Annotated in this window: 20 protein-coding genes and 1 tRNA gene; 18 read left to right on the plus strand and 3 right to left on the minus strand. The window is 44.1% G+C overall.

The window, feature by feature from the left end; all coding sequences use genetic code 11:
• Nucleotides 1-66 precede the first annotated feature (66 nt).
• From nrdR to OEU88_RS10115, 8 genes are all read left to right on the plus strand, one after another.
• On the plus strand, nt 67-543 hold the full coding sequence (nrdR, locus tag OEU88_RS10080) for a transcriptional regulator NrdR (RefSeq protein ID WP_262695043.1): 477 nt from the start codon (nt 67-69) through the stop codon (nt 541-543).
• On the plus strand, nt 530-1,639 hold the full coding sequence (gene ribD, locus OEU88_RS10085) for a bifunctional diaminohydroxyphosphoribosylaminopyrimidine deaminase/5-amino-6-(5-phosphoribosylamino)uracil reductase RibD (RefSeq protein WP_262695044.1): 1,110 nt from the start codon (nt 530-532) through the stop codon (nt 1,637-1,639). Before nrdR ends, ribD begins: the two co-directional genes overlap by 14 nt.
• A gap of 10 nt (nt 1,640-1,649) precedes the next feature.
• The gene (locus tag OEU88_RS10090; RefSeq protein WP_262695045.1) at nt 1,650-2,249 is read left to right on the plus strand and encodes a riboflavin synthase; all 600 of its coding nucleotides are present in this window, start codon (nt 1,650-1,652) and stop codon (nt 2,247-2,249) included.
• A gap of 127 nt (nt 2,250-2,376) precedes the next feature.
• Nucleotides 2,377-2,814, plus strand: coding sequence for a 6,7-dimethyl-8-ribityllumazine synthase (locus tag OEU88_RS10095; protein ID WP_262695046.1), 438 nt, complete (start codon nt 2,377-2,379; stop codon nt 2,812-2,814).
• A 2-nt stretch (nt 2,815-2,816) separates the two neighbouring features.
• Nucleotides 2,817-3,287 carry a transcription antitermination factor NusB gene (gene nusB / locus OEU88_RS10100; protein WP_262695047.1) on the plus strand — a complete coding sequence of 157 codons (471 nt, stop codon included), beginning with the start codon at nt 2,817-2,819 and terminating at the stop codon, nt 3,285-3,287.
• 49 nt (nt 3,288-3,336) lie between these two features.
• A complete protein-coding gene (gene thiL, locus OEU88_RS10105; protein ID WP_262695048.1) occupies nt 3,337-4,296 on the plus strand; it encodes a thiamine-phosphate kinase in 960 nt (319 codons plus the stop codon).
• Nucleotides 4,297-4,310: 14 nt separating this feature from the next.
• Nucleotides 4,311-4,823, plus strand: coding sequence for a hypothetical protein (locus tag OEU88_RS10110; protein WP_262695049.1), 513 nt, complete (start codon nt 4,311-4,313; stop codon nt 4,821-4,823).
• Nucleotides 4,824-5,030: 207 nt separating this feature from the next.
• Complete coding sequence (locus tag OEU88_RS10115) at nt 5,031-7,118, plus strand: sodium-translocating pyrophosphatase (RefSeq protein WP_262695050.1); 2,088 nt, start codon at nt 5,031-5,033, stop codon at nt 7,116-7,118.
• Nucleotides 7,119-7,194: 76 nt separating this feature from the next.
• Here OEU88_RS10115 and OEU88_RS10120 read toward each other — a convergent pair whose 3' ends face one another.
• A complete protein-coding gene (locus OEU88_RS10120; RefSeq protein ID WP_262695051.1) occupies nt 7,195-7,683 on the minus strand; it encodes an outer membrane protein assembly factor BamE in 489 nt (162 codons plus the stop codon).
• 156 nt (nt 7,684-7,839) lie between these two features.
• Here OEU88_RS10120 and OEU88_RS10125 point away from each other — a divergent pair, with 156 nt between their 5' ends.
• The 10 genes from OEU88_RS10125 to meaB all read left to right on the plus strand — a co-directional run bounded on the left by OEU88_RS10125 (nt 7,840) and on the right by meaB (nt 17,203).
• Complete coding sequence (locus OEU88_RS10125; protein ID WP_262695052.1) at nt 7,840-8,382, plus strand: ubiquinol-cytochrome C chaperone family protein; 543 nt, start codon at nt 7,840-7,842, stop codon at nt 8,380-8,382.
• 29 nt (nt 8,383-8,411) lie between these two features.
• The gene (locus OEU88_RS10130) at nt 8,412-8,960 is read left to right on the plus strand and encodes a YceD family protein (protein WP_262695053.1); all 549 of its coding nucleotides are present in this window, start codon (nt 8,412-8,414) and stop codon (nt 8,958-8,960) included.
• 93 nt (nt 8,961-9,053) lie between these two features.
• On the plus strand, nt 9,054-10,112 hold the full coding sequence (gene plsX, locus OEU88_RS10135; RefSeq protein WP_262695054.1) for a phosphate acyltransferase PlsX: 1,059 nt from the start codon (nt 9,054-9,056) through the stop codon (nt 10,110-10,112).
• A gap of 154 nt (nt 10,113-10,266) precedes the next feature.
• The gene (locus OEU88_RS10140; protein WP_262695056.1) at nt 10,267-10,557 is read left to right on the plus strand and encodes an integration host factor subunit alpha; all 291 of its coding nucleotides are present in this window, start codon (nt 10,267-10,269) and stop codon (nt 10,555-10,557) included.
• An 18-nt stretch (nt 10,558-10,575) separates the two neighbouring features.
• Nucleotides 10,576-11,004 carry a MerR family transcriptional regulator gene (locus OEU88_RS10145; protein WP_262695057.1) on the plus strand — a complete coding sequence of 143 codons (429 nt, stop codon included), beginning with the start codon at nt 10,576-10,578 and terminating at the stop codon, nt 11,002-11,004.
• A 97-nt stretch (nt 11,005-11,101) separates the two neighbouring features.
• Nucleotides 11,102-11,178: transfer RNA gene (locus OEU88_RS10150), tRNA-Pro, on the plus strand.
• Nucleotides 11,179-11,316: 138 nt separating this feature from the next.
• A complete protein-coding gene (locus OEU88_RS10155; RefSeq protein ID WP_262695058.1) occupies nt 11,317-12,120 on the plus strand; it encodes a sulfite exporter TauE/SafE family protein in 804 nt (267 codons plus the stop codon).
• 70 nt (nt 12,121-12,190) lie between these two features.
• Nucleotides 12,191-14,062 carry a methylmalonyl-CoA mutase subunit beta gene (locus OEU88_RS10160; protein WP_262695059.1) on the plus strand — a complete coding sequence of 624 codons (1,872 nt, stop codon included), beginning with the start codon at nt 12,191-12,193 and terminating at the stop codon, nt 14,060-14,062.
• Nucleotides 14,059-16,206 carry a methylmalonyl-CoA mutase gene (gene scpA, locus OEU88_RS10165; protein ID WP_262695060.1) on the plus strand — a complete coding sequence of 716 codons (2,148 nt, stop codon included), beginning with the start codon at nt 14,059-14,061 and terminating at the stop codon, nt 16,204-16,206. Before OEU88_RS10160 ends, scpA begins: the two co-directional genes overlap by 4 nt.
• A complete protein-coding gene (meaB, locus tag OEU88_RS10170; protein ID WP_262695061.1) occupies nt 16,193-17,203 on the plus strand; it encodes a methylmalonyl Co-A mutase-associated GTPase MeaB in 1,011 nt (336 codons plus the stop codon). The genes scpA and meaB overlap by 14 nt, the downstream gene beginning before the upstream one ends.
• A gap of 12 nt (nt 17,204-17,215) precedes the next feature.
• On the opposite strand, the gene OEU88_RS10175 is transcribed toward meaB, so the two are convergent.
• Both OEU88_RS10175 and purF read right to left on the minus strand, forming a co-directional pair.
• Nucleotides 17,216-17,944, minus strand: a complete 729-nt coding sequence (locus tag OEU88_RS10175) for an SDR family NAD(P)-dependent oxidoreductase (RefSeq protein ID WP_262695062.1) — start codon at nt 17,942-17,944, stop codon at nt 17,216-17,218.
• Between the two features lie 14 nt (nt 17,945-17,958).
• The gene (gene purF, locus OEU88_RS10180; protein ID WP_262695063.1) at nt 17,959-19,437 is read right to left on the minus strand and encodes an amidophosphoribosyltransferase; all 1,479 of its coding nucleotides are present in this window, start codon (nt 19,435-19,437) and stop codon (nt 17,959-17,961) included.
• Between the last annotated feature and the right edge of the window lie 96 nt (nt 19,438-19,533).

Consider the following 19,533-nt stretch of genomic DNA (forward strand, 5'->3'; position numbering starts at 1 on the left):
GTTACATATATGTGCGATCAGAAGATCGCCTGCATACAATATTTAGGGATTAGGGGGCTATAATTCATGCGTTGTCCGTTTTGCCAGAACGAAGATACTCAAGTGAAGGACAGTCGCCCGTCCGAAGATAAAGCGGCTATCAGGCGGCGGCGGTACTGCGCTGGGTGCGGTGCAAGATTCACAACATTTGAACGCGTTCAATTGCGAGAGCTGGTTGTTGTTAAAAAAACAGGGCGTAAAGTTCCATTTGAGCGTGAAAAGCTTGAGCGTTCACTTGATATAGCACTGCGCAAGAGGCCGGTTGACCCAGGTCAAGTAGAGCGCATGATAAACGGTATCGTAAGGCGTCTTGAATCTATGGGTGACAATGAAATTGAATCTGATCAGATAGGCCATTTGGTTATGGAAGGCCTGGATAGTCTCGATCAGGTGGCTTATGTGCGTTATGCCTCTGTATATCGTAATTTCCGTGAAGCTTCAGATTTTGAGAAGTTCTTAGGTAAGATGTCTGGTCCTGAAGGCAGGGAATTTGAAGACGACTGATCACTCTCTTACGTCCAACAAAAGCGACAATGACTGGATGCAGGCTGCTCTAGGCCTTGGTGCTCGCGGGCAGGGCAATGTTTCACCTAACCCTTCTGTTGGCTGCATTATAGTTAAAGACAACGTTGTTGTTGGTCGTGGCTGGACACAGCCAAGTGGGCGACCACATGCCGAAGCAAAAGCGTTACAGCAAGCTGATGACCAAGCGAAAGGGGCAACAGCATATGTAACGCTGGAGCCATGTTCACATTATGGAGTGACCCCTCCGTGCGCTGAGGCTTTGATCAAGGCAGAGATAGGCCGTGTTGTTGTTGCTATGCGTGACCCAGATGAACGGGTAAACGGTTCCGGTATTAATATGCTGCGTCAAGCTGGAATTAATGTAACAGAAAATATTTTATCTCAGGATGCGGAAGCTTTTCACCTTGGCTTTGTATTGAAGGCTACTGAAAACCGACCAACATTCACTCTTAAACTTGCTGTTTCAAATGATGGTAAAATTGCTAAGGCAAATGGTGACAGTAAATGGATTACCGGCCCAGAAGCACGCCAATTTGGGCATATGATGCGCGCAAAACATGATGGAATTTTGGTAGGCGTAAATACTGTGTTGGCGGATAATCCAATGTTATCATGCCGTGTTAATGGTCTTGAGAGCAAAAGCCCCATTCGCATCATACTTGATACTAATCTACAAACACCCCTTACAGCACAAGTGGTTCAAACAGCAGATGAAATCAAAACCGTTATTGTCACTGAAGTTAATAATAATGTTGATGCATTCAGTGCTTGTGGCGTCGAGATATTGAATGTGCGTTCAACACGAGACATGCGAGAAGTTTCAGCCTTACTTGCGAATTTCGGATTTACATCTGTGATGATTGAAGGGGGGGCACAAATTGCTGCCTCATTTGCACGAGCTAAATTAATCGATCAACATGCTATATTTCGTGCGCCAACAATAATTGGAGAAGATGGGATTAATGCTATTCAAGGTTTAAGCCTTGAAAGATATATAGCTGACCCATCTTTCGTGATAGAAACCACAAGAAACCTTGGTCCGGATGTACTTACGACGTACCGAAACATAAAATAGAGCTAAAGCTATGTTCACTGGAATTATTACTGACGTTGGGCGAATTCGCAGCATTGAGGGTGCAACCGACAAGCAATTTGTCTTTGAGACAGGTTACGATCTTTCATCTGTTGATATTGGAGCTTCAATAGCATGCAACGGTGTGTGCCTTACTGTTGTAGATAAAGGCACTGACTATTTTGGTGCAGATGTATCAGCAAAGACAATCAGTGTTACGACCGTTAACTCTTGGCAAAAAGGCCATGAGGTCAACCTTGAACGTTCTTTAAAGTTAGGCGACGAGCTCGGTGGTCATATCGTTACAGGACATGTTGATTGTGTTGGAAAAATTACCCGTTTTGATCGTTTGGGGGAATCAATTACACTTAATGTTGCAGTATCAAGCGAACACAAGCACCTAATTGCAAAAAAGGGGAGCATTACTATCAACGGCGCCTCTCTTACTGTAAATGCAGTAACCGACAGGCCGGAAGAATGTGAGTTTTCGATAAATCTAATTCCACATACGCAAAACGTAACAAGTTTTCGTTCTTGCCAGTTAGGTGACAAGGTTAATATCGAGTTTGATGTATTGGCGCGCTATGTTTCACGCCTAAAGATGAGTTTATAAATACAAATATAACATATTACTCATGATTCACGATATTGGCTCTTGAAGCACTGCGCAGAGGCGGTGTAGAAGAGCCAAAATATTGAGTGTTGATATTCGTACAGTAATTAATTGATCGGAGCCATTCATGGCAAAACCCCATATTCTTATCGTCGAAGCGCGGTTTTATAGTGACCTTGCAGACGAGCTTGCTGCCGGTGCCATTGAGGCAATTGAGCAGGCAGGTGGAACTTGGGATAGAACTGATGTGCCTGGCGCTCTGGAAATACCAGCTGCTATTGCAATGGCAGCAAAAGGTACGATCACTAAATATGATGGATATGTGGCACTTGGGTGTGTAATTCGCGGTGAAACAACGCACTATGACTATGTATGCGGTGAAAGTGCACGTGCATTACAGGATTTGGCCTTTAAAGAGTTATTACCTGTTGGCAACGGCGTGTTGACTGTAGAAAATCATGACCAGGCTTGGGCGCGTAGTGACCGGAAACAAAAAAATAAAGGCGCTGATGCAGCAAATGCTGCGCTACGCATGGCTGGGCTAAAAGCCCAGTATGGGGCTTAATTATGGCGCAGCAACGAAACAAGCAAAACAAACAGGGCGGCCCACGCAGTGCGGCACGTTTGGCTGTAGTTCAAGCTCACTATCAACTACTAATGGCCGACGAACCCAAACTTGAGTTAGTTACTAAAGAGTATATCGACCACAGATTGGGTGCCGAATTAGAAGGTGAGCAATTTGTTGATGCTGATGCGGAATTGTTTTCAGATATATTAAAAGGGTCATGGGAACGACGCCAGGAATGGCGCGACCTGATTGAGCCATACTTATCGAAAGAGTGGTCATTTGATCGGCTAGATAAGATATTACTGGCTACTCTATGTGCAGGTTCTTATGAACTGGTTGCTCGTATTGACGTACCTGCAGCAGTTGTGATTAATGAGTATGTCGATGTAACGCATGGTTTTTACGAACGTGCAGAAGCGTCATTTATCAATAGTATTCTTGATAAACTATCGAAAGACGTGCGCCAGTAATCTGGACAAACCAAATGATCACAAACATAGCATTTTAACTGAGGAAAGTATGAGCGGAGAGTTTGAGCTAATCAAACGATACTTTGCTCCACTCGCGGGCAAATTCTCGCTTAACTTAAGCGATGATGCTGCTTGTATTCCCGCTAAAACTGGCTTCGATAGCATCGTTACTAAAGACATAATCGTCGAAGGCACGCATTTTCATTCACATGATCCTGTTGACGCCATCGCTTACAAAGCTATTGCCGTTAATGTTTCAGACTGTATAGCCAAAGGCGCAACGCCAGACCTTTATTGGCTAGGATTAGCTTTGCCTAAAACAATTACTGAGGAATGGTTTACTGAATTCGCTATAGGGCTAGGGCATGCACAAACAGATTTTGGTTGCTTATTAGCAGGCGGTGATACAACAACGCATGATGGTACCAACATAATGATCAGTGTAACAATGGCCGGGCACGTTCCGGCAGAACAAATGATCAAACGCAGCGGTGCACATGATCAAGATGATATTTATGTAACGGGATACTTGGGTGAAGCAGCTTTAGGATTAGTATGCATTAAAGAGAATTCAGGCGATAAATATTCAAATCTTATAGAACGATACTTGAGACCAAATCCGCCAATCGGCGTACAAAATTCTTTTACCTCCATCGCGTCAGCTTCAGCCGATGTTTCGGACGGGCTTCTCGCAGATATTGGTCATATTTGTGAGTCTTCTAATCTCGGATGTATCATCAAAAGCGATTTGCTGCCGGTTTCTGTACTTGCGAATCAATTTTTGGAAGAATTTCCCGAGCATAAGGCTTTGATTTGGTCTGGCGGCGATGATTATCAAGTTGTATTTACTGCAGATAAAAAACATTGCATGGAAATTGATGAGTTATCAAAATCAAGCGGCCTAAATATTAGTAAAATCGGACATATGACTACCGAAAAAAACATTCAGCTACTTGATTCAATGGGAGAACCTGTGCAGGTTGACCATCGGGGGTTCAAACACTTTTGACTCGGGGACGCAAGATGGCTGCAGACAATAAAGAAATAGATACTGAAACTGGCGGTTCGGCAAAAGGCCTGCTCTTAATTGGATTACTTGGAGGGTTGGCTATTGGCGGTGCTGTTGCCTATTTCTATGCATCCAATAATGCAGCAAATACTTCGACAGAAGAAGAAATAGCTGCTGAAAAAAAAGAAGAAACAGTCCCCTTACAAGCCATTCGTTTCGAGCGCCTGACTGTTCCTATTTACTCCAGCGCCAGTGGTTCTTCGCGCTTTATTGGTAACTTTTTTATCAATATCGACGTACTTGTGAAAAGTGACGAAGACTTCATTGCAGTAAGAAGGTCTGAGCCACAACTTCAACACGCTTTTATCTCTGCTATCAGCAAGGCTGATCTAATGCGGGAAGGATCTAGTCAACAACTGGATCTGGAGAAAACAGCGGTTGTACTCAAGAAAAAGGCTAACGAGGTTCTTTCTGGTAACATTGTAGCTGATGTTTCCGTTATCGAAGCGCTTCGCATACCCAATTAATGAATTACATCATTTAGTTTTCTAGAAAAACACACATTGTCCAATGCTTTATGTCTGATGATGTGAATCTCGCTTGCAACCATCGTTTTTGCTTTCTAGAGTATTTTCGTGGTTCTTTAGGGAATTATGCAAAGGGGCAAACTGGTTGGTGGGGAGTATCACCAGTTAAAACGCCTGTAATTTAGGTTTTTAGGGGGAGGATTTCCCATGAATGTATTATACGCTGCCATCGCTTGCGGCGTTATTGCCGTTATTTATGGCATAGTAACACGCGGTGCTATTTTATCAGCAAGTGCCGGTAACGAAAAAATGCAAGAAATCGCAGCCGCAATCCAGGACGGAGCGCAAGCTTATTTGAATAGGCAGTACCGGACAATTGCTGTTGTTGGCGTTGTTGTAACTATTGCTATTTTCTTCTTGCTTAGTGCGACATCTGCAATTGGATTTGTCATTGGTGCAGTATTGTCTGGCGTGGCTGGTTACATCGGCATGCTGATTTCTGTGAAAGCCAATGTGCGAACAACGGAAGCTGCGCGTACCGGCCTACAAGAAGGGCTTACAATGGCTTTTCGTTCAGGTGCCGTAACAGGCATGCTGGTTGCAGGCTTAGCTTTGTTGGCTATTGCTGGTTTCTATGCAGTTTTGATTGGACCAATAGGCATTGCCCCAACCGACAGTATTGTTATTGAGGGACTAGTTGCGCTTGGCTTTGGTGCGTCTTTGATTTCAATTTTTGCACGACTTGGCGGTGGTATCTTCACTAAAGGTGCTGATGTGGGCGCAGACCTTGTTGGTAAGGTTGAAGCTGGTATTCCAGAAGATGATCCGCGTAACCCGGCCGTGATTGCTGACAATGTTGGTGACAATGTTGGTGATTGTGCTGGTATGGCAGCCGATCTGTTTGAAACATATGTTGTGACCATTGGTGCTACTATGGTGCTTGCCGCGTTGTTTATTGGAACAGGCGCTGCTGAAATTATGTCATTACCGCTGATCATTGGCGGCGTATGTATTATTACATCAATTATCGGAACATTCTTTGTGAAGCTTGGCAGCAGCAATTCAATTATGGGTGCGTTGTACAAAGGCTTTATCGTAACGGCTGTATTGTCAGCTGGTGCCATGTGGTTTGCGATGGAATACGCGCTTGGTGGTGACATGAACAAAACATTCACTGCTGCAGGTGCTGTATTCTCAGGCGAGACGCTCTATTACTGTGGTCTTGTTGGTCTTGTCGTGACAGGTATCATCATTTGGTTGACTGAATATTATACAGGCACTGAATTCCGCCCTGTAAAATCAATCGCCAAAGCATCGGAAACAGGTCACGGCACCAATGTTATTCAAGGCCTCGCGATATCACTTGAATCAACGGCACTGCCAACAATTGTTATCTGTGCAGGTATCATTATTGCTTACCAGCTAGCTGGTGTTATTGGCCTTGGCTTTGCAGCAACTGCTATGCTTGCTTTAGCTGGTATGGTTGTTGCGCTTGATGCATACGGCCCAGTTACAGACAATGCTGGTGGCATTGCTGAAATGGCTGGCCTTGATGATGAAGTACGCGATCGTACAGACGCACTCGATGCTGTTGGCAACACTACTAAAGCGGTAACCAAAGGATACGCTATCGGTTCTGCTGGCTTGGCTGCACTTGTACTATTCGGTGCATACACTGCCGACCTTGAGAAATACTTTGGTCACCTGGATGTAGATTTTAATCTTGCAAATCCATATGTCATCGTTGGTCTGTTTATGGGGGCAATGTTGCCTTATCTGTTTGCATCGATGGGCATGACCGCAGTTGGCCGTGCAGGTGGTGCTGTTGTTGAAGAAGTGCGCGAGCAGTTCCGCAACAATCCAGGCATCATGGAAGGTACGTCAAAACCTGATTACGCACGTTCTGTGGACTTACTGACTAAAGCCGCAATCCGTGAGATGATCGTTCCAAGCCTTCTACCAATTTTGGCTCCGATCATTGTTTACTATGTAATAACAGCTGTTGCTGGTCAGGCTGCTGGTTTTGCGGCTCTTGGCGCATTGCTTGTTGGTGTTTTGGTAGGTGGCTTGTTTGTCGCAATCTCAATGACTGCTGGTGGTGGTGCATGGGATAACGCCAAGAAATACATCGAAGACGGTAATCATGGCGGTAAAGGTTCTGAAGCTCATAAAGCTGCAGTAACTGGTGATACAGTTGGTGATCCATACAAGGATACAGCTGGTCCAGCCGTTAATCCGATGATTAAGATCACAAATATTGTTGCATTGTTACTGCTTGCAGTACTCGCGCACTAAATTCGTGACATAACAAAAGAAAAGCCCCGGTACGCCGGGGCTTTTTTGATTCTATTCTATTGGTTGACTTATAATTCTAACCGTTAGGTCCTCGGTTCTCGCCAGAACCTGTAGGGGCCTGACCGGAGAAGCGGCCAATACTACCAAATATCTGTTCAAAGAAGTTAAGGCGGCGTCCTTTGGTTGGCGTTTTATCACCAACTGGTTCAATCTCACGCATATCTTCAAGACCAAGATTATTCACGGAAGACACAACCCCGCGGTCATTAAATCCAACAACTAATACACGATGCTCTTTCGGGTCTGGCCAAAATACGGGCCGGATACGAACCTGCGTTGAAACGTAATACCATGTTGAATCATCAAAAGTTGCTTTAATTGTGGGAGTGCCGAGAGTTGACTCCACAGAAATGCGATTATCAACACCTGGTTGAATAGCGTCTGCAAGCTGAGGGTCGAAAACATAACCTCGTACAGCCCGACCATCACCACAAGCACTTAAAGCCAGACCTGCAGCCATCATAACAGAGGCTTTAAGAGTTACATTTAATACTGATGCAGTCATAGTGATAGCGTCCTTAACTAAATACACAACAAAGCCTTAATAACCGCCAGCATTGCCTAGCGCAAGGCTCCGTGTTAGAGCGTGCACTATATTGCACACAATAACAGTGATCTATTCATTTTTTCGATAACTTTATGGCAAGAAGAGGACACTCTTATGAAAGGGCTATTTAAGTCATTTCGAGACAAGCGCCGAATGAAGCAGGAAGTTCATTTACTTTATAAACAATTGGTCGATCAAGCGCGCAAACCTGTGCTTTATCAACCGCCATACAGTATCGAAGATACAATTGACGGCAGGTTTTCTCTAATCCTTCTTCATCTTTTTATTGTTGATCGTGCGTTATCTGATGCATCGCGTGACAATGTTATCCGCCGTATGTTGCAGGAAACACTCGTTAGCGATATGGATCGTTCGCTTCGCGAACTTGGTGTCGGCGATATGAGCGTTGGCAAAGAAATGAAGAAAGTTGGCGCGACTCTTCTAGGGTGTATGAAAAGCTATAGTGAGGCTATGAATTCAGATGATAAAACAACATCTCTTAAAGCCGTAATTATACGTAATATAACTGAAAATGAAGAGGCTGCCAGTGCACTGGCCACATATACTCTGGATACTGTGCAGTTGATATCATATAATTGGAACATCAATGATCTGCATACAAAAAATGTTTTCAATCCAACAGTAGCAACTAAATAATTTATTCTTTCGCAATAAGAAGACCGAAGATGACACAGACATTTGACTTATCTTTAAGCATACCTCGTTCAGAAATTAATCAAGACGAAAGACGTTTTAAAGTAGAAGCGAGTGAAGCCGAACTATCCGGATTAGCAGAGCGATTTAAAATAGTATCAATTGCATTTTTGTCTGCTGATATTTCTGTTTCTACAGCACGTGATCGCGATGCAATTATTGTGTCTGGTCATGTATCAGCAAAATTAAAGCAGAAGTGCATTGTGAGTTTGGCACCTGTTGATGAGATAATCGACGAAGATTTTGAATTAAATCTGGTTGAGCCAGAAATTGCGAACCAGTTTGACGAAGATGAAGTTTATCTGGACCCTGATGCGCCTGACTATGATGCTCTAGAAGGTGAACAAGTTGCCCTTGGTGAAATTGTGGCACAAACCTTATCTGTTATGATGGATCCGTATCCCCGCGCAGCAGATGCTGAGCTTCAAGATGTGCCTAACGGCTCTGTTAGTGTGAACGCTGAGCTTGAAAAAAAACCAAACCCTTTTGCGGTTTTGTCTAAATTGAACGACGAATCTTGAGTTAACACATAATTTCTATATTGTTCGATGAAAGTTAATAGTGCTGCTGTCTGGGGCAGGCGGGCACGCAGGTGTTTAGGTTGGGAATAGTGAGTGGCTAAAAAAATTACAATTGCTGTCGATGCAATGGGCGGCGATCAAGCACCGCAAATGGTCATAGATGGTATTGCTGATGCGCGCAGGCTTTTTCCGCACACTAAATTTCATATTTATGGTGATGAAACACAGATACAGCCATTACTTTCGGCCTATCCAGAACTTTCAGCAGCGAGTGAGGTTTTTCACACTGATTCTGTAGTTTCTAGCGATGATAAACCTTCTCAAGCTCTACGCCGCGGACGGCAGTCATCAATGGGTTTAGCAATTCAGGCCGTAAAAGACGGGTCTGCAGAGGTTGCCATTTCAGCCGGTAATACCGGTGCACTAATGGCGCTGGCCAAGTTTATGCTACGAACCATGCCAGGTATAGACAGGCCAGCCCTTATATCACCAATGCCAACCATTCGCGGGGAAAGCGTTATGCTTGACCTTGGGGCAAACGTTGAATGCGACAGTAATAATTTAGTGCAATTTGCCATTATGGGAGCTGCATATGTGCGCACAGTTCTTGGCCTGTCAAAGCCTACAGTTGCCCTCCTGAATGTTGGCGTTGAAGACCTTAAAGGCAAAGATAGTATTAAGGCTGCTGCTGATGTGTTGCGCGACTTTGATCATTTACCTTTAAACTTCGTTGGTTTTGTTGAAGGAAACGATATAACTACTGGCGCTGTAGATGTCGTGGTTACAGACGGCTTTACAGGCAATGTAGCTTTGAAAACAGTTGAGGGCACTGCAAGATTGATGGCAGATTTGCTCGGCCGTGCATTTCGATCAACGCTATTTACTAAAATCGGTTATTTCTTTGCAAGTCAGGGACTTAAGTCGCTGAGAGATCATATGGATCCTAACAATCATAATGGTGGTGTATTTCTTGGCCTCAATGGTCTTGTAATGAAAAGCCATGGTAGTGCAAATGCACATGGGTTTTCGTCTGCAGTAACTTCAGCTATTGATATGGCTCAAAACGACCTTGTGAAACTGATTGGTGAAGACTTACAAGAAATCGCGATTGGTGATGAGATTGTCCCATTAGCAAAAGGCGACGATAGTTAGTTGCAGAGCATTACCTCCTGTATTGATTCAAAAAGCCGCGCTAAGTTATTTATATAATGAGTTTTTTGAGTATTGAATTTCTCTGAATTATTGACTCGTGAGGCACACGGGCATAAGGTTTGGTTCTCAATTCATTATATAGAAGGGGGTGCATGTGAGCAGCACAACATTAACGCGCGCAGACCTTACCGAAGCAATTTATGAAGAAATTGGCCTTTCAAGGAACGAATCAGCTGAATTAGTTGAGTCTGTTCTTGAGGAAGTAGCGTCATGCTTGGTTTCCGGTGAGAATGTGAAAATATCTTCGTTCGGTAGTTTTCTTGTTCGCCAGAAAAATGGTCGTATGGGGCGCAATCCTAAAACTGGCCAAGAAGTGCCAATTGACCCGCGTCGTGTATTGGTATTTCGACCAAGCCAAGTAATGAAAGACCGTATCAACGCATAGTCGTTGGAGTAATGCCTGATGAACGCTATGGGAGATGATACACGTTCCCGCGGTAGTAAAAGCCGCGATGCCTTCCGAACAATTTCGGAAGTTGCGGAGGAACTTGACCTGCCACAACATGTACTTCGTTTTTGGGAAAGTAAGTTTAATCAAATTAAACCTCTAAAGCGTGGTGGTAATCGTCGATATTATCGCCCTGATGATGTTGTTTTATTAACTGTTATCAAACGGTTACTACATACAGAAGGCTATACTATTCGCGGTGTTCAAAAGCTTTTCAAAGCTCAAGGGCTGAAGGCAACAATTGAACATGTAACAGCTTCTGAAAACACAACTTTGGAACCAATTGTAGAAACTTTTGCACCTGAATCAAATCAGGATAAGCACGATCTTTCCGCTGTTCAATCTGCAGTATTAAAGCTTAAAAAATTACGAAGCAGCCTTTAATTGATTTCACATTCAGCATGAGCATAGATTTCAAATAGACCTATTGCGTGAGAAATTTCACGCGGTTATAGTGCGCCGCTCTGTTGAATATCTATTTCGGGAAGTAGCGCAGCCTGGTAGCGCACTACACTGGGGGTGTAGGGGTCGCAGGTTCAAATCCTGTCTTCCCGACCATAATAAAGCCATCACATTTTATGTGGTGGCTTTTATGTTTCCAAGTCATAAGTCTCAAGTTAGATAAATAACGACCATAATCATAATGCGTGGCCGAATATGAAAAGCATAAGAAAAACAACAAACGAGGAGTGACCTGTGGATATTATCATCAATGCTCTACCTCTAATAATTGCGGGGGGTATTGCTGGTTTTCTTGCTGGATTATTGGGTATTGGTGGCGGCATTGTTACTATTCCAGCATTATTCATTGTGTTTACCAAGCTTGAGGTACCCTTTGAGTGGCGCATGCATGCAGCCATAGGCACTTCGTTAGCAATCATTGTTGCGACAAATTGCTCAAGCGCATGGGCTCACAATAAAAAAGAAGCCGTCGATTGGAACGTTGTGAAAACCTGGTGGTTTACAATTGTCATTGGCGCAGTATCAGGAAGTTATTTTGCAACATACTTGAAAACGACTGAGCTGGTTTACTTTTTTGCCACGCTTGCCGCATTTCTTGCCATAAAGATGCTTCTGCCCATTGATAAATGGAAACTTGGCAGTTCATTACCATCAGGTGTTTTTCGTTTTTCAAACCCCACTTTAATTGGCTTTTTCTCATCTGTAATGGGCATAGGGGGAGGGAGTTTCTCTGTCCCTTATATGACCTTGTACAATATTCCAATTCGCCGTGCTGTTGGTACGGCCTCTGTAATTGGTTTGGTGCTGAGTTTTGCTGGCACAATTGGGTATATCATTTCAGGCCAAGGTATAGAAGGTATGCCAGATGGCATGTTAGGTTTTATTCATGGCCCCTCTGCCATAATTGTAAGTTTAGCTGCCGTTATAACTGCGCCGTTTGGAGCAAAAGCAGCGCATTGGTTGCCACACAAAGTGTTGAGTATTCTCTTTGGCTTGTTTCTGATAGGTGCAACCCTACGCTTGATCAATGCGGTATAACTCTTTAAACCGTATCGTAATTTGTATCTTCTAGGCAGCAAATAAACTGCCTTAAGCCTTAGGGGTTGGCATGTCTGATTTTCCTATCAAATTCATGGAGGGTTTTTCTGGGGGCTCTCACGTCGATTGGCGGTCATCCGTTGAGAAAGTTCTACGCGGAAAACCATTTGAACGCGCCATGCAGTATCACACGTATGATGATATTATTGTTGACGCACTGTACACACGCGAAACATCGAAAATTAGAAGTCAATCCATACGCGAGTACGGCGAATGGGCGATAGTCTCACCTCATTGGGGAAATGACGCATCAACCGTCAATACTGAAATTTTGGAAGACTTGAGCCGGGGCGCTTCTGCTGTGGCTATTACAGTTGATGAGACTGGCATACACGGCATATCGCCAAATAGCTTATCCACTGCGTTTGAAGATGTTTATTTAGACATGTTGCCATTCACTCTTATCCAAGGTGTAGACTTTGCTCCCGCTGCTACTGCTATGGATAAGTTGTTAAAAGACCGGGAATACAAGCAGCTAGATATTAATGGTCTATTGGGTGTTGATCCAATTGGTGCGCTAGCTCGTTTCGGGTATCTCAATACAAGAGCTGAAGAAGCAATATCAGCAGGTGCCAAAGTAGCTGAGCAATTTGCACAAAGCTGGCCAAATGTTTCTACGTTTGTAGCTGACGGTACTGTGTATAGTAACGCTGGAGCAGGGGAAGTTCAGGAGCTGTCCGCTTGCTTGTCAACTGCTGTAACATACTTGCGTAGCATGGAGAAGCAAGGTCTAGAGCTAGCAATAGCTGCGAAACACATACAGTTCACAATGTCTGCTAGCACAAGCTTGTGGCAAACAATTTCAAAATTCCGTGCGCTTAGACAGCTTTGGAATCAGGTAATGTCCGCTTGCGGTGTAACGGATATCACACCACGAATAAATGCGGTTTCCGCATTACATCAATTCAGTATGAAAGACCCTTGGGTCAATATACTCCGTGGTACTGCAGCCTGTTTTGGCGCTACTATTGGTGGAGCAGACAGTGTAACTGTGTTGCCACATGATTTGATGCTGGGTTCAGTAAATAAGTTTTCACGTAAAATTGCGCGCAATATTCAAATCATTCTTCAGGAAGAAAGTAATCTTTCGAAAGTTCTGGATCCTGCTGCAGGTTCCTATGCAATAGACACATTAACGAATGAAATGACTGAAACGGCATGGAAGCAATTCCAAGAATTAGAGAACGCAGGTGGTATTCTCTCAGCATTACGAAACGGTTCGTTTTCAAAGAAACTGAATGCAATCTCTGACAAGCGTGCAGTCAATATTAGAAAGCGAAAGCTAGCAATAACGGGGATTTCCGAGTTTCCCGACATTACTGAAAAATCTATTACTGGTATTGTTGGTCATTCAAGCGAAGAAACAAAAACACTTGAGGCTGTTGAGCAACTTCAACCACTTGTTCTAAAGCGCATAGCTTGGGAGTTTGAAAAGTTACGTTTCAAGAGTGATGAAATCACAGTTGAAAGCGGTAAGCGGCCATCCATATTTTTGGCAAACCTGGGAACTCCAGCTGATTTTACAGCGCGTGCAACATTTGCAAAAAACTTCTTTGAAGCTGGCGGTATTGCGGCAAGTGGCAGCGCAGGCGTTAACACAGCAGAAGCAATGTTGAATGAAGCAGAAAAGTCATCCGATAACTTTGCCATACTGTGTGGATCAGACCATCAATACCAGGAAGTGGGTGTTGAAATGGTTGGCACGCTTAAAAAAGCAGGATTTAAGCGCATATATGTAGCCGGCAAGCTGCCAGATGGCACCGAGCTTACAAAGGCTGGTATGGATGCGATGATATATATGGGCTGTGATGTTGTTGCTGTTTTAGAAGAGGCATTCAGTGCATTTGACAATGGCACATCTGAATCAGGAGTTATGTTATGAGCAAAATCCCTGACTTTTCGAAAGTTGCACTATCAGATGCAAAGATTTTATCCAAAACAGACGTTTCTGAACCATGGCTTACACCAGAAGGTATCGCTGTGCAGCCTCAATACACTGCAGCTGATATAGAAAGCCTCGACTTCACCGACACATATCCTGGAGCTGCACCATATGTGCGCGGACCATACCCTACGATGTATGCAACACGCCCATGGACCATTCGGCAATACGCAGGTTTCTCAACTGCGGAAGATTCAAACGCTTTCTATCGGCGGAATCTTGCCGCCGGTCAAAAGGGGCTTTCTGTTGCGTTTGATTTGGCTACACACCGCGGTTATGACAGCGACCATCCACGTGTTTCTGGCGATGTTGGAATGGCGGGTGTTGCTATCGATAGCATTTATGACATGCGTACTCTTTTTGATCGTATTCCGCTTGATCAAATGTCTGTTTCCATGACGATGAACGGTGCCGTATTGCCCATTCTTGCACTTTACATTGTAGCAGCAGAAGAGCAGGGAGTGAGCCCTGAAAAGCTTTCTGGTACAATTCAAAATGATATCCTGAAAGAGTTTATGGTGCGTAATACCTATATTTATCCACCTAAACCATCAATGCGAATAATCTCGGATATTTTCGCTTACACATCCAAAAACATGCCTAAATTTAACAGTATTTCGATTTCTGGCTATCATATGCAAGAAGCCGGAGCGACAGCTGACCTCGAACTAGCCTACACTTTGGCTGATGGCGTGGAATACATTCGTGCCGGTGTTGCTGCTGGTATGAATGTTGATACTTTTGCGCCGCGGCTTAGCTTTTTTTGGGCGATCGGCATGAATTATTTCATGGAAGTTGCCAAAATGCGGGCAGGTCGTCTTTTATGGGCAAAACTTGTTAAACAGTTTGATCCAAAAAGCGAAAAGTCCTTGTCTCTACGCACACATTGCCAAACATCTGGGTGGTCATTAACAGCGCAGGACGTTTTCAACAATGTACCACGGACATGCATTGAAGCAATGGCAGCTGCACATGGGCATACGCAGAGCCTGCATACAAATGCACTTGATGAAGCGCTTGCTCTTCCTACGGACTTTTCTGCACGTATTGCACGCAATACTCAGTTGTTCATTCAGCAGGAAACGGGAACAACTGACATTATAGATCCTTGGGGCGGCAGTTATTATGTTGAGAAGCTTACAGCTGATCTTGCAGCAAAAGCATGGGGGCATATACAAGAGGTTGAAGCCGAAGGTGGTATGGCAAAAGCTATCGAAGCTGGTATACCAAAACTGCGTATTGAAGATGCAGCAGCTAGAACGCAGGCACGAATTGATAGCGGCCGTCAAACCGTTGTAGGCGTAAACAAATATCAATTAGATGAGACTGAAGAAATCGATGTTTTGAAGGTTGATAATACAGCTGTGCGAACGTCCCAGTTAGAAAAACTCAAACGCCTAAAAGCAGAACGCAATGATTCTGAAGTCAGTCAAACACTTGATGCTCTTACAAAATCAGCAGATACTGGTTCTGGGAATTTATTGGCACTAGCTGTTGATGCAGCGCGTGCTAAAGCTACTGTTGGCGAGATATCAGACGCATTGGAAAAGGTTTATGGTCGCCACAAAGCAGAGATTAAGGCGATAACAGGCGTGTATAAACAGGAAGTTGGCAAGTCAGAAAAAGTCGATGAAGTGCTTCAACTTGTTGATGCATTTGAGGTTAATGATGGTAGGCGTCCCCGCATCCTAATCGCGAAAATGGGTCAAGACGGCCACGATCGCGGGCAGAAAGTTGTAGCATCCGGCTATGCTGACCTTGGGTTTGATGTTGATATTGGACCGCTATTTCAAACGCCAGAAGAAGTTGCACGACAAGGCATTGAAAATGATGTGCATGTTATTGGTGTATCATCCTTAGCGGCAGGGCATCTGTCACTTGTGCCGGCATTGAGGGCGGAACTGCAGAAACTAGGACGCCCTGATGTCATGGTTATTGTTGGCGGTGTTATTCCACCACAGGATTACGATGCGTTGTATTCTGCTGGAGCGGAAGCAATTTTCCCTCCAGGTACTGTAATTACAGATGCGGCAATAGAACTAGTCGGGAAACTCAACGAACGACTTGGCTATGCCGGAAGTTAAACAAGTGAATACACGGCCCTCAGTAAAAGACCTTTTTGAGGGAGTTCGTTCATGTGATCGCGCTTATATTGGTCGCGCAATCACATTAATTGAAAGCCGCAACGCCCAACATCAACAAGAAGCACAACAGCTGTTGCACCTATTACTGCCTTTTGCCGGCAACAGTCAGCGTGTTGGCATTTCGGGTGTTCCCGGTGTTGGTAAATCAACCTTCATTGAATCGCTTGGTTCAATGCTGACAGGCGATAACCATAAAGTAGCAGTTTTGGCTGTTGATCCTTCCAGCGGACGCACCGGTGGCTCTATCCTTGGTGATAAAACGCGAATGGATAAGCTGTCAGCGGACCAAAATGCCTTCATTAGACCAAGTCCCAGTGCTGGCGTACTTGGTGGCGTTGCTAGAGCAACTAGAGAAACGATTGTGATCCTTGAAGCTGCAGGCTTCGACACTGTTATTGTTGAAACAGTTGGTACCGGGCAGTCTGAGACGATGGTTTCTGATATGGTTGATTTCTTCCTTGTCTTGATGTTGCCTGGTGCAGGGGACGAATTGCAAGGTATAAAGAAAGGAATACTTGAGCTTGCAGACATGGTGGCTGTTAACAAAGCCGATGTTTTTGAAAAGAAAATTAAACAGGCAGTAAATAGTTACAAATCAGCATTACATATTATGAGCGATGCCAACCCTGACTGGCATCCGCCTGTTGTAGTTTGTTCCGGTTTAACAGGTACAGGCGTCCCTGAATTATGGAACCACATAGAAAAACACCGGCGTATCATGACTAATAACGGCGCACGTGTGATACGGCGGCAAACGCAACGACTAACTTGGCTAAAAACACATGTACAAGAACGCTTACTGGAAGATTTTTACCGAAATAAAGACATAATAGAAAAAATTAGTCATGTAAAAACCAACTTAAACGACAGTAAGATAACCGTCTCAAATGCGGTGAATATGTTACTGGCTACATACAACAAATCTGACGTGAACTAATTTCACAGTCAGTTAGCGGCCTGACCATTCATAAAAATTAATAATCTCACCGTTTTTTTCGCATGTGGGAGAAGCAAGCTCAGCAAACAGCTTAGCTATCTCTTCAGGTTTAGGTAATTCGTCAGGGTCTTCACCGGGAACGGCTTTAGCGCGCATATCTGTTTTAATAGGACCAGGGTTAACAATATTAGTATTGATATTGTTAATGTTATTTTCGTTTGAATACGTTAAGGCCAAATTCTCAACTGCTGCTTTTGTCATCATGTAACCGCCCCAAAATGCTTTGGATTTACCTGTGCTACCTGATGTTACAAAAATTGCACGCCCAGCTTCGCTTGCTTTTAACAAAGGATCAAGTGAGCGAATAAATCGCCAATTTGCTGTAACATTAATATCTAACAGCATTTGGAAATCTTTTGGTGGAATATGACCAAGCGGCGAAATAGGGCCTAAAATTGCAGCATTACCAACAAATATATCAAGTTTTCCCCAGCGTTCAAAAATAGAAGCGCCTAATCGATCAATTGCAGCAAAGTCTTTAATATCAAATGGAACCAACGTGCACTTGCGACCTAACGCTTGAATTTCATCATCTAATGATTCAAGAGCGGCTTGGGAGCGTGGTCTTGCCACAGCAATGATATCTGCGCCTTGCTTTGCCAATTCGATAGCAACCGCACGGCCAATGCCACGAGACGCACCTGTTACTAAGGCAAGTCTGCCTTCAAGTTGATTAGACATATAGTTTGCTCCTGTTACGCGTTAATAGGCGTAATCATATCCAGTTGACTGGCGTCGACATCATCGGAAGACTGATCGGTTAAAAATGTGGGATAATCACCTGTGAAACAAGCATCACAAAATGCTGGAGATTTTGCATCACGGCCATTTGGTTGATTGACAGCGCGGTATAGACCATCAATGGAAACAAATGACAAGCTATCAGCATTGATATGTTCTTGCATTGCTTCAATTCCCATACGTGCAGCCAGAAGCTTTTTTCGCTCGGGCGTATCTACGCCGTAAAAGCAACTATGCGCTGTTGGCGGCGATGCAATACGCATGTGTACAGCAGTTGCTCCTGCTTCTCGCATCATCGTTACGATCTTCATCGAAGTGGTGCCGCGAACAATAGAGTCGTCAACCAGAATGATTCGCTTGCCTTTAATGTTCCATCGATTGGCATTAAGTTTAAGCTTAACTCCGAGGTGTCGAATTTGGTCACTTGGTTCAATAAAAGTGCGACCAACATAGTGATTTCTTATAATGCCAAGCTCAAATGGAATACCTGATTCTTGCGCATAACCAATTGCGGCTGGCGTGCCTGAATCGGGGACTGGAATTACCAAATCTGCTTCAATAGGGTCTTCTCGCGCAAGCTCAGCGCCAATACGCTTACGTACTTCATATACACTCATATGATCCAAGTAACTGTCAGGCCGAGAAAAATACACATGCTCAAAGATGCAAGGCCGCGGTTTCTCATCAGGAAAAGGCCTATAACTTTTTATACCATCTTTGGTGATAACAACGAGCTCGCCTGGTTCAACATCTCGAATATAATCAGCGCCGATGATATCAAGCGCGCATGTTTCAGAGCACAGTATGTACGCATCATCAAGCTTGCCGAGAACTAATGGTCGAACACCAAGCGGGTCACGAACACCAATCATACCTTCTTTCGTTAAAGAAACTAAGGAGTAGGCACCTTCTAGTTGGCGTAATGTATCAGTGAAACGATCAAGCAATGTGCGAAACCTGCTCATTGCTATCAGGTGAATAATTACTTCAGAATCTGACGTTGACTGAAAAATAGAACCGCGCTGGACCAGGGACTTCCTGACATGCATCGCGTTTGTGATGTTGCCATTGTGAGCAACCGCTAAGCCACCAAAGGAAAACTCAGCAAAAAGAGGCTGGCAATTTCGGAGCAGGGTATCACCTGTCGTTGAATAACGCGTGTGCCCTATAGCTGCATAACCCGGAAGGCTATCTATTACATCCTGGCTAGTAAAATTATCGGCAACATGACCTAAAACACGTTTAGTATGAAAATTATCACCGTCAAACGCAGTTATGCCAGCCGCTTCCTGACCACGATGCTGTAAAGCATGTAAACCCAATGCTGTATGCGCTGAAGCATCAAGGCTGCCATACAGGCCAAAAACGCCACATTCTTCGCGCAATTTATCATCATCGAATGGATGTGAAAAACCGTGTATTAAGTCATTCATGAAACCAACCCTGCGTAAGCGTCAAATTTGATAGCTTAAGTTCACATCCTATATCGCTTATGAGGGGCTGTGCCTAGAGGATATAAGTATTTTTTC

It is taken from the genome of Kordiimonas aquimaris (assembly GCF_025574485.1).
Lineage (GTDB): Bacteria > Pseudomonadota > Alphaproteobacteria > Sphingomonadales > Kordiimonadaceae > Kordiimonas > Kordiimonas aquimaris.

Bases quoted from the DNA above. Each gene is read 5' to 3' on its own strand.
- nrdR (WP_262695043.1), top strand. From the start codon at position 67: ATGCGTTGTCCGTTTTGCCAGAACGAAGATACTCAAGTGAAGGACAGT.
- OEU88_RS10090 (WP_262695045.1), top strand. From the start codon at position 1,650: ATGTTCACTGGAATTATTACTGACGTTGGGCGAATTCGCAGCATTGAG.
- OEU88_RS10095 (WP_262695046.1), top strand. From the start codon at position 2,377: ATGGCAAAACCCCATATTCTTATCGTCGAAGCGCGGTTTTATAGTGAC.
- nusB (WP_262695047.1), top strand. From the start codon at position 2,817: ATGGCGCAGCAACGAAACAAGCAAAACAAACAGGGCGGCCCACGCAGT.
- thiL (WP_262695048.1), top strand. From the start codon at position 3,337: ATGAGCGGAGAGTTTGAGCTAATCAAACGATACTTTGCTCCACTCGCG.
- OEU88_RS10110 (WP_262695049.1), top strand. From the start codon at position 4,311: ATGGCTGCAGACAATAAAGAAATAGATACTGAAACTGGCGGTTCGGCA.
- OEU88_RS10115 (WP_262695050.1), top strand. From the start codon at position 5,031: ATGAATGTATTATACGCTGCCATCGCTTGCGGCGTTATTGCCGTTATT.
- OEU88_RS10120 (WP_262695051.1), bottom strand. From the start codon at position 7,683: ATGACTGCATCAGTATTAAATGTAACTCTTAAAGCCTCTGTTATGATG.
- OEU88_RS10125 (WP_262695052.1), top strand. From the start codon at position 7,840: ATGAAAGGGCTATTTAAGTCATTTCGAGACAAGCGCCGAATGAAGCAG.
- OEU88_RS10130 (WP_262695053.1), top strand. From the start codon at position 8,412: ATGACACAGACATTTGACTTATCTTTAAGCATACCTCGTTCAGAAATT.
- OEU88_RS10145 (WP_262695057.1), top strand. From the start codon at position 10,576: ATGAACGCTATGGGAGATGATACACGTTCCCGCGGTAGTAAAAGCCGC.
- OEU88_RS10160 (WP_262695059.1), top strand. From the start codon at position 12,191: ATGTCTGATTTTCCTATCAAATTCATGGAGGGTTTTTCTGGGGGCTCT.
- scpA (WP_262695060.1), top strand. From the start codon at position 14,059: ATGAGCAAAATCCCTGACTTTTCGAAAGTTGCACTATCAGATGCAAAG.
- meaB (WP_262695061.1), top strand. From the start codon at position 16,193: ATGCCGGAAGTTAAACAAGTGAATACACGGCCCTCAGTAAAAGACCTT.
- OEU88_RS10175 (WP_262695062.1), bottom strand. From the start codon at position 17,944: ATGTCTAATCAACTTGAAGGCAGACTTGCCTTAGTAACAGGTGCGTCT.
- purF (WP_262695063.1), bottom strand. From the start codon at position 19,437: ATGAATGACTTAATACACGGTTTTTCACATCCATTCGATGATGATAAA.